Raw genomic sequence first — 9,173 nt, 5'->3', positions numbered from 1 at the left:
GTGATCTTCGTAGTTGGCGCTGACGATGCTGTAGGCGCGCAGCAGCGGCTTGTCATTGACCTTCAGGCCGATCATGGTGAAGTGGCCGTTGGAAAACCGCAGCGCAGGGTCGCGCGTGGTGGTGAAGGTGAACAGCTTGTCGGTCCAGTGGTGGACGCTCAGCACCGTTTCTTCGTTGAAAGCACTCATGGTGTTGTCAGGTAGGTCTGATGTGGATAAGGGGTCTGTTCACGCCGGCCTTGAATCACACATGATCCACCATATGGGTCATGATTTTTGAAAAAACAGGCGGGGCGATTCATCAATTAGTGGAAGTTTTCCATAAAAATGTAGTGGACGCAACATTTAAATTTAGTGAATGCAACATTTTTATTCAAATCCGGGCATCAGGCAAAAACCTGTTGCACAGCAAATCAGGATGCGCTACATTGAATTTAAATGTAGCAAACACAACATTAAATTTAAGTGCGCGCTGCACAGAATAAAGTGCCAGTGCGCTGCAGGCGCGAAAGTAACCACGATGACCGAACACACCAAGACTGACGGTTTACCAGGCATGGACGGCTCGGCGCTGGTTCAGGTCATGGAGCGCGCCAGGCCGCGCAACGAACGCATGGCCGGCGAGAAGATCGAATGCAACGCCTGCCCTGTGCTGTGCCAGATATCGGAAGGCCGCAGCGGCGCCTGCGACCGCTACGCCAATCAGGGCGGCACACTGGTTCGGATAGATCCCGTCGTGTTGCTGCGCCGTACGCTTGATGCAGGCGAAGCCTCACTGGTCCCTTTTGCCAGCCGCCTGGATGGCGAAGAAGAAAACACGCCCGCACACTGGAATGGCGATCTCGTGCTGGCTGATGAGGTGTTTGTCACAGGTGTAGGCTCATCCACGACTTACCCGGACTACAAGCCCGCCCCGTTTATTGTTTCGTCGAAGGTCGACGGTGTCGACATGGTCACAGTCGTCACTGAGGGCATCTTCAGCTACTGCAGCCTGAAAGTGAAGATAGATACCGATCGCTTCCTGGGCGCCGAGCAGGCCAACGTTCGCTGCAAGGGTGAAGTGGTCGGCCATGTGACGACAGCTGAATACGGCTCGCAAATGCTGTCACTGGGCGGCGTACACCACCTCACAGGCGGCAGCAAAAAAGAAGGTCGCGTGACCGTCATGATGATGGAAGCCCTGGGCAACAAAGAGGCCGTGGAATTCACCATTGATGGTGGCGCGCAGATCATCGTCCAGGCCGGTCGGGCGCCCATTGTCAACGGCGTTGAAGAGCGACGCATGCGGGTGGGCTGCGGCTCGGCCACCATCGGCATTTTTGCAAAGCAGCTTTTCGGCAAGCTGGATGAAGTTGTGGTTGTGGACGACCACATCACCGGCGTGCTGACCGAACACCAGGCGGGGCGCTGCCTCGACATGGCGCCATCGGGCATCAAAATGCGCGGCCGGAAATCCACACCAGGCCGTTACTTTCAGGTGGCCAACCCCGGCATCGGCTGGGGCGGCACCGACATTGAAGACCCCCTGTCCATCATCGAGAGTTGGGATGCAGACACCGCACGCCCGGGTATGCGCCTGCTCATGACATCTACCACGGGTGAACACGCCAGCTGGTATGTGCTCGACGATGATCTCCAGCCAGTTGAACAGGAAATGCCGGCAGAGGTCAGGGCCATCGTCGCACGCATAGGTGAAAACTGCGAGCCATCGCTCTGTACCGTCTTGTTCCTCGGCGGTGCGGGCGGCAGCCTGCGTGCCGGCGTGACTGAAAACCCCGTACTCCTCACACGTGCGATCAAGGACGCGCTCGTCAACGTGACCTGCGGCGGCGCGCCGGCCTACGTATGGCCAGGCGGCGGCATCACGGTGATGGTCGATGTCATGCGCATGCCGGACAAGAGCTTCGGCACCGTCCCCACACCTGCCATCGTTGCACCCATTGAATTCAGCATGAAGCTCGACGACTATCGCGCACTCGGTGGGCATATGGAATACGTACGTACGCTTGAAGATGCACTCAGGCGCGGCGCATGGCACAACGAAGGTGCGCCGCAGGCACTGACGTGGGCAGCATTGCCCGCCGCCAACCCCTGGCCGCTGGCGCGCCCTCCACTGCTGGGCTGAACATGGCCGCACAGCGCATGCAACTCGATGAAGGCCGCTGGCATTTCCAGCATGGCCCCATGGACATCGTGATTGGCGCGAATGGCCGCACGGATGCCGTGCAAGCCGGACATGCGCGCGCCTGGGCTCGTTTCACCAGCATTCTTGATGAACTGGTCAGTGAGCTGGGACAGCTGCGGCAACCGGTGAACGGACCCTGCGCCTTGCACGGTGTAGTGGCACGCCGCATGTGGCAGGCCTGCCAACCCCACAGCAGCACCTTCATCACACCCATGGCAGCCGTGGCCGGCTCTGTCGCAGAAGAACTCATCGCCAGTTACGCGATTGACGGCATCGCCAGCGCATGGGTCAACAATGGTGGCGACATTGCCCTGCATCTCGCGCCTGGCCAAACCTTGCGCGTCGGCCTGTATGCAGACCTTAAAAACCTTGATGCACGCGAGATTCTGCGGGGCATCAGTACGGATGGCCAGTTTGAAATTTCAAGCGCCATGCCTGTGCGCGGCGTGGCCACCAGTGGATGGCGTGGCCGCAGTTTTTCACTGGGCATTGCCGACAGCGTCACGGTTCTGGCACGCACCGCTTCGGAGGCGGATGCCGCAGCCAGCATCATTGCCAACGCCGTAAACGTGAACGACTCTCGCATCAAGCGGCACCCCGCCTGCGACGTGAAAGACGACTCCGATCTGCGCGAACTTCCTGTTACGGTAGATGTCCCGCTGCTGCCTCCAAAGAAGGTACAAATGGCGCTTGAAGCGGGCTGGACCAGGGCTGAAGAACTGCGAACCCGGGGCCTGATATGGTCATCGGTTCTGGTGTGCCAGGGCCAGGTGCTGACAAGCCAGCGCGAAAATGCAGAAATACTGGATTTTTCAGAGGTCAGACAGCAAACTGGTTCAGTATTTGCTTAACAAAAAGATGGACTCGGGACATGATTGAAATCAGGCGCATATTCACCCACGTTGAGCAGATTCGGCACGAATTCGGGCCGGTCGCTGACGTACCGCTTATTCGTGGGGCGATAGGCCTTGTCATGACCAACCCTTTTGCCGGGCGCTATGAGCCCGACATCCTGCCCATGATGGATGCATTGCAACCCGTGGGCATAGACATGGCAGAAAAGCTGCGTGCCGCGATGGACGTGCCGGCAGAACGCATTGAAGGTTATGGCAAGGGTGCAGTCATCGGCGCTTCCGGGGAGCTTGAACACGGCGCGCTGTGGCACGTGCCGGGCGGCTATGCGATGCGCGAACTGCTGGGCTGGAAAGGCGACCGCAACGCCTATGCAAAAGGCCAGGCCGAAGAAAAAACCGGTCAGCCCGGCAATGCCTTATCCATAGTGCCGTCAACCAAAAAAGTGGGTGCACCCGGTACCGCACTCGACGTACCGATGACCCACGTTAATGCCAGCTATGTGCGAAGCCACTTTGATGCCATAGAAGTACGTGTACCCGGTGCACCGCTACACGACGAGATTGTTTTTATCCTGGCCATGAGCACAGGCCCGCGCGTACATGCTCGTGTGGGTGGCCTGGCTGCCAGCGCGATCAGCAAATGGGACGGTCTGCGCTAGACGCACATTGCAGAAAATACATAAAAGAGCAGGAAACAGACATGACAGCCAAAATCAGAAAAATCATTGTGCAGGTTGACGAAGTGCTCATGGAAATGGGCCAGCCCGTCACGCCGCACACGCGGCGCGCCCTTGCGATGGCCGTGATCGAAAACCCTTTCGCAGGCCGCTTTGCAGAGAATCTTGACGAGTTGATCACCATAGGCGAAGAGCTGGGCGGCATGCTGGGCCAGAAGTGTGTACAGGCCCTGGGCATTGAACCCGGCAAGGCACAAAGCTACGGCAAGGCCGCCATCGTCGGCGAGGCCGGTGAACTTGAACACGCTGCTGCGATACTTCACCCCAAGCTGGGCGCACCGCTGCGGCTGGCCGTTGAGAAGGGGGCTGCGCTGGTACCTTCGAGTAAAAAACGTGGCGGGCTGGGTACTTCGATTGACGTGCCGCTCGGCCACAAGGATGCGGCCTTTGTGCGCAGCCACTTTGATGCCATGGAAGCGCGGGTGGCCGATGCACCCCGCGCCAATGAAATTGTGGTCGCTGTCGTCGTTACAGACAGTGGCCGGCCACTACCGCGCGTGGGCGGATTGCAGGTCCACGAAATCAGGGGCGAGGACGGCCTCCGGTAATTGCCGGGCCGCATGATTGATTAACCGATTCACTACGGGAGTTTTTATGAAAATGCGACACAACCTGCTGGGCCTCGTGGCCTGTATGGGCTTGCTGGGATCTGCGGTCACGGCGCAAGCCCAGGCCGTGATCAAGATCGGCGAAGTCAACAGCTACAAGGCACAACCCGCCTTTCTTGAACCCTACAAAAAGGGCATGGAGCTCGCCGTTGAACAGATCAACGCCGCCGGTGGCGTGAACGGCAAAAAAATTGAACTCATCACCCGTGACGACAATGCCAACCCCGGCGATGCCGTACGTGTCGCGGAAGAGCTGGTCTCGCGCGAAAAAATCGACGTTCTGACGGGCACCTTCCTTTCAAATACCGGTCTGGCCGTGGCCGACTTTGCCAAACAGAAAAAGTTTTTCTTCCTGGCAGGCGAGCCGCTGACCGACAAAATGACCTGGCAAGGTGGCAACCAGTACACCTTCCGACTGCGTCCAGGCACCTACATGCAGGCCGCCATGCTCGTGCCCGAGGCCGTCAAGCTGAAGAAAAAGCGTTGGGCCATCGTCTACCCCAACTATGAATACGGCCAGTCCGCCGTGGCTGCCTTCAAGCAGCTGCTCAAGGCAGCGCAGCCTGATGTCGAGTTTGTTGCCGAGCAGGCCACGCCGCTGGGCCGTGTCGATGCCGGCCCCGTCGTACAGGCCCTGGCCGATTCCAAACCTGATGCCATCTTTAACGTGCTATTTGGCGCTGACCTGTCCAGGTTTGTGCGCGAAGGCAACACCCGTGGCCTGTTCAAGGACCGCACCGTTGTGAGCGTGCTGACCGGCGAGCCTGAATACCTCGACCCTCTGAAGGAAGAAACGCCCAACGGCTGGATAGTCACCGGTTATCCCTGGTACGGCATCCAGACGCCTGAGCACAAGGCATTCTTCCTCGCTTATCACAACAAGTACAAGGACTATCCGCGCCTTGGTTCAGTTGTTGGCTACGCCATGATCAAATCTGTTGCCGCAGGCATCGCCAAGGCCAAAAGCACCGAATCAGCCAAACTGGTTACCGCTTTCAAGGGCCTGCAGGTTGATACGCCATTCGGCAAGATCACTTACCGCGCTGAAGACCACCAGTCCACCATGGGCGCATTCGTCGGCAAGACGAAAAACGACAACGGCAAGGGCGTGATGGTGGACTACACCTACTTCGACGGCGCCAAGTACCAGCCGCCTGCAGCTGACGTCAAGAAGTCGCGCGCAGCCGACTGACGTCATGAACTGCCACCTGCCACTCCGGGTTTCCAACCTGCGGGCAGGCGGTGGCCTCCCTTTTATTTGCTTCACGATGCGTCCGCGCAAAGGGCACGTCGGGGAGGACTCACGCCTCCATTGCCACACCGCAAGGATGATTCCCCTATGAGTTTTTCAGGCTTCATCGTTCAGCTGCTCAACGGGCTGGCAGGCGCATCGTCGCTGTTTTTTGTGGCGGCCGGGCTGTCGCTGATCTTCGGCGTGACCCGCATCGTCAACTTTGCGCACGGTTCGTTTTTCATGGTGGGCATCTACATCGCCTACACCATGGTGAGCAAGCTGGGCGGCGGACTGGGCTTCTGGCCTGCCCTGATGCTTTCTGCCGTGGCCGTTGGTGTCATAGGCGCGCTGATCGAGATCGTGCTGCTGCGCCGGATTTACAAGGCGCCTGAGCTCTTTCAGCTGCTGGCCACTTTTGCACTGGTGCTGGTCATCAAGGATGCCGTGCTGTATCTCTGGGGCCCGGACGAACTGCTGGGCCCACGTGCACCCGGCCTGTCCGGTTCTGTCGAAATTCTTGGCCGCCAGTTTCCCAGTTATGACCTCTTCCTGATTATTGTTGGCCCTGTCGTGCTCGGCCTGCTCTGGCTGCTGCTCACCCGCACCCGCTGGGGCACGCTGGTGCGCGCCGCCACACAAGACCGCGGCATGGTGAGCGCACTGGGCGTTAACCAGGCATGGCTGTTCACCGCAGTGTTTGCGCTGGGCGCGATGCTGGCCGGTCTGGGCGGCGCGCTGCAATTGCCGCGCGAGCCCGCCACGCTTGAGATGGACCTCAATACCATTGGCTCGGCCTTTGTGGTGGTGGTGGTCGGCGGCATGGGGTCTATTCCCGGCGCCTATGCAGCTGCACTGCTGCTGGCCGAAATCAAGGCCATCTGCATCTGGCTGGGCGTCATCGAGATCTTCGGTTACAGCATTTCGGTTTCAAAACTCACGCTGGTGGTTGACTTCATCGTCATGGCTGTTGTGTTGGTCTGGCGGCCCTGGGGCCTGTTCGGCAAACCTCAGGCAACCAGCCGCCACATCGGCATGCAGGAAGAACCCCTGCGTAAGGGCGGCCGTATTTATTTTGTAGTGGCTGCGGTTCTTGGTATTGGCCTGGCCGCTGCACCCGTGCTTGCGGCCAATTCGCCTTACACCATCGTGTTGATGATTGACCTGTTGATTGCCGCCCTGTTTGCCGCCAGCCTGCACTTCATCATGGGCCCTGCCGGCATGCACTCCTTCGGCCACGCGGCCTACTTCGGCCTCGGTGCTTACGGTGCCGCATTGCTGGTTCGCAGCAGCGGCATGCCCATGGAGGCGTCCCTCATCGTGGCCCCACTGATCGCTGCTTTTGGCGCCTTTATTTACGGCTGGTTCGCGGTACGGCTATCGGGTGTCTATCTCGCCATGCTGACGCTGGCCTTCGCGCAGATCACCTGGGCCATTACCTGGCAGTGGGACAGCTTCACCGGTGGAAGCAACGGCCTGACCGGCGTCTGGCCATCTGAATGGCTTTCTGACAAGCGCGCTTACTACTGGCTGACTCTGGTACTGGTGGCGGTGGCTATTTTGTGGCTGCGGCGTGTGCTGTTTTCACCCTTTGGCTATACCCTTCGTGCAGGCCGTGACTCGGTCTTGCGCGCCGATGCGATTGGCATCAATGTCAAGCGCATGCAGTGGACGGCCTTTGTGATTGCAGGTGCTGCAGCGGGCCTGGCCGGTGCCTTATATGCGTTTTCAAAAGGCAGCATTTCGCCAGAGAGCCTGAGCGTCGGCAAGTCCGTCGATGGCCTGGTCATGGTGCTGCTGGGCGGCGTGCAAACCCTGGCAGGCCCGGTGGTGGGTGCCGTCACCTTCACCTGGCTGCACGACACCGTGGCACGCAACACCGATTACTGGCGCGCCATGCTGGGCACCATCATTTTGCTGCTGGTGCTGCTCTTTCCGCAGGGCATTGCAGGATTTTCAAAACAGCTGTTTGACCGGCTTCGCAACAAAAAGGCCGACGCCGCAGGCAAGCAGGAAACGGAGGTGAAAGCATGAGCAGCGCCCCGCTCCTCCAGGTCAGCAATCTCGGCAAATCATTTGGCGGCGTCAAGGCTGTTGACGGCATCAGCTTTGACCTCGCTGCAGGTGAATTGCTTGCACTCATAGGCCCCAACGGCGCCGGCAAGACCACCACCTTCAACATGGTCAACGGCCAGCTGCGCGCCGACCAGGGCAGCATCATGCTGGCCGGGCAGGACCTCGTAGGCCGCGCTCCGCGCGCCATCTGGCGCATGGGCGTGGGCCGCACCTTCCAGATTGCCGAGACCTTTGCGTCGCTGACTGTGGCAGAGAACGTGCAGATGGCGCTGCTATCGCACGACAGCAAGCTGTTTTCGATGTGGCGGCGCGCGGCCGATTACAAACATGGCGAAGCACTTGATCTGCTTGACCAGGTTGGCATGAAGGCGCAGGCCGACAGGCCCTGCAGCGAGTTGGCCTACGGCGACGTCAAGCGTGTCGAGCTGGCGATTGCCATGGCCAACTCGCCCAAGCTGCTGCTGATGGACGAGCCGACCGCAGGCATGGCACCCAACGAGCGCAATGCCCTGATGGCGCTGACCAAAAAACTGGTGATCGAACGCGGCATGGCTGTGCTGTTTACCGAACACAGCATGGACGTCGTCTTTGCGTATGCCGACCGCATGATCGTGCTGGCGCGTGGCCGGCTGATTGCCCAGGGCAAGCCGCTTGAAATCCGCGACCATCCCAAGGTGCAGGAGGTCTATTTCGGCAGTGGCAAGACTTTTGAGAAAAAGCAGGCTGCAGGAGCAACATCATGAGCAACGAAGTTCTACTTGAAGCAAAGGCTTTGGCGGGCTGGTACGGTGCGGCACAGATCCTGTATGACGTTGACCTTCAGGTGCGGCGCGGCGAGGTCGTTGCGCTCATGGGCCGCAACGGTGCTGGCAAGTCCACCACGCTCAAGGCGCTGATAGGCATGCTGGCCAAACGGCGCGGCGCCATCCGCTTTATGGGCAACGATATTTCAAAGAGCGAACCTCATGTGGCCGCACGCCTGGGCCTGGGTTTTGTACCTGAAGACAGGCGTGTGTTCACCGACCTCACGGTGATGGAAAACCTCGAAGTCGGCAAACAACCAGCACGCAAATGGCCTGACGGTGTCGAAGCGCCGGTGTGGACGCCCGAGCGCCTGTTCAAGCTCTTCCCCAACCTCGGCGAGATGCCTGACCGGCCCGGCGGCCGAATGAGCGGAGGTGAGCAGCAGATGCTGACCGTCGCACGCACCTTGATGGGCAACCCCTACCTTGTGCTGCTTGATGAGCCATCGGAGGGCGTGGCGCCCGTCATCGTCGAGCAGATGGCGCAGATGATCCTGGAGCTTAAAAGCCGGGGCGTGAGCATCCTGCTGTCAGAGCAGAACATGCATTTTGCAGAGCTGGTCTCAGACCGTGCCTATGTGCTTGAAAAAGGCCAGATCCGTTATGAAGGCAGCATGGCCGACCTCGCAGCGAACGAGGATGTGCGCCGTGCTTACCTGAGTGTCTAGAGTGAGTGTTT

9 protein-coding genes and 1 pseudogene are annotated in these 9,173 nt (G+C 59.4%); 9 read left to right on the top strand and 1 reads right to left on the bottom strand.

Annotated elements, in window-relative coordinates:
* Positions 1–189: pseudogene (locus HYX42_RS10075) on the bottom strand (ferredoxin--NADP reductase); the annotation flags it as partial.
* 80 nt (positions 190–269) lie between these two features.
* On the opposite strand from HYX42_RS10075, the gene HYX42_RS10070 reads away from it, so the two are divergent.
* From HYX42_RS10070 to HYX42_RS10030, 9 genes are all read left to right on the top strand, one after another.
* Entirely contained in the window at positions 270–485 is a 216-nt protein-coding gene (locus tag HYX42_RS10070; protein ID WP_293402406.1) for a hypothetical protein, read from the top strand.
* A gap of 35 nt (positions 486–520) precedes the next feature.
* A complete protein-coding gene (locus HYX42_RS10065) occupies positions 521–2,125 on the top strand; it encodes a 6-hydroxynicotinate reductase (protein WP_293402404.1) in 1,605 nt (534 codons plus the stop codon).
* Positions 2,126–2,127: 2 nt separating this feature from the next.
* A complete protein-coding gene (locus HYX42_RS10060) occupies positions 2,128–3,036 on the top strand; it encodes a UPF0280 family protein (protein ID WP_293402402.1) in 909 nt (302 codons plus the stop codon).
* A gap of 20 nt (positions 3,037–3,056) precedes the next feature.
* A complete protein-coding gene (locus HYX42_RS10055) occupies positions 3,057–3,698 on the top strand; it encodes an amino acid synthesis family protein (protein ID WP_293402400.1) in 642 nt (213 codons plus the stop codon).
* A gap of 41 nt (positions 3,699–3,739) precedes the next feature.
* Entirely contained in the window at positions 3,740–4,324 is a 585-nt protein-coding gene (locus tag HYX42_RS10050) for an amino acid synthesis family protein (protein ID WP_293402398.1), read from the top strand.
* Between the two features lie 85 nt (positions 4,325–4,409).
* A complete protein-coding gene (locus HYX42_RS10045) occupies positions 4,410–5,576 on the top strand; it encodes an ABC transporter substrate-binding protein (RefSeq protein WP_293402479.1) in 1,167 nt (388 codons plus the stop codon).
* A gap of 147 nt (positions 5,577–5,723) precedes the next feature.
* The gene (locus HYX42_RS10040; protein ID WP_293402395.1) at positions 5,724–7,649 is read left to right on the top strand and encodes an ABC transporter permease; all 1,926 of its coding nucleotides are present in this window, start codon (positions 5,724–5,726) and stop codon (positions 7,647–7,649) included.
* Positions 7,646–8,434: an ABC transporter ATP-binding protein gene (locus tag HYX42_RS10035; RefSeq protein ID WP_293402393.1), complete on the top strand. Its 789-nt coding sequence runs from the start codon at positions 7,646–7,648 to the stop codon at positions 8,432–8,434. Before HYX42_RS10040 ends, HYX42_RS10035 begins: the two co-directional genes overlap by 4 nt.
* Positions 8,428–9,162 carry an ABC transporter ATP-binding protein gene (locus HYX42_RS10030; RefSeq protein WP_293402477.1) on the top strand — a complete coding sequence of 245 codons (735 nt, stop codon included), beginning with the start codon at positions 8,428–8,430 and terminating at the stop codon, positions 9,160–9,162. The genes HYX42_RS10035 and HYX42_RS10030 overlap by 7 nt, the downstream gene beginning before the upstream one ends.
* Positions 9,163–9,173: the final 11 nt, after the last annotated feature.

This window comes from Polaromonas sp., from assembly GCF_016185115.1.
Lineage (GTDB): Bacteria > Pseudomonadota > Gammaproteobacteria > Burkholderiales > Burkholderiaceae_C > Polaromonas.
This window is presented reverse-complemented; position numbering and strand designations above follow the sequence as displayed.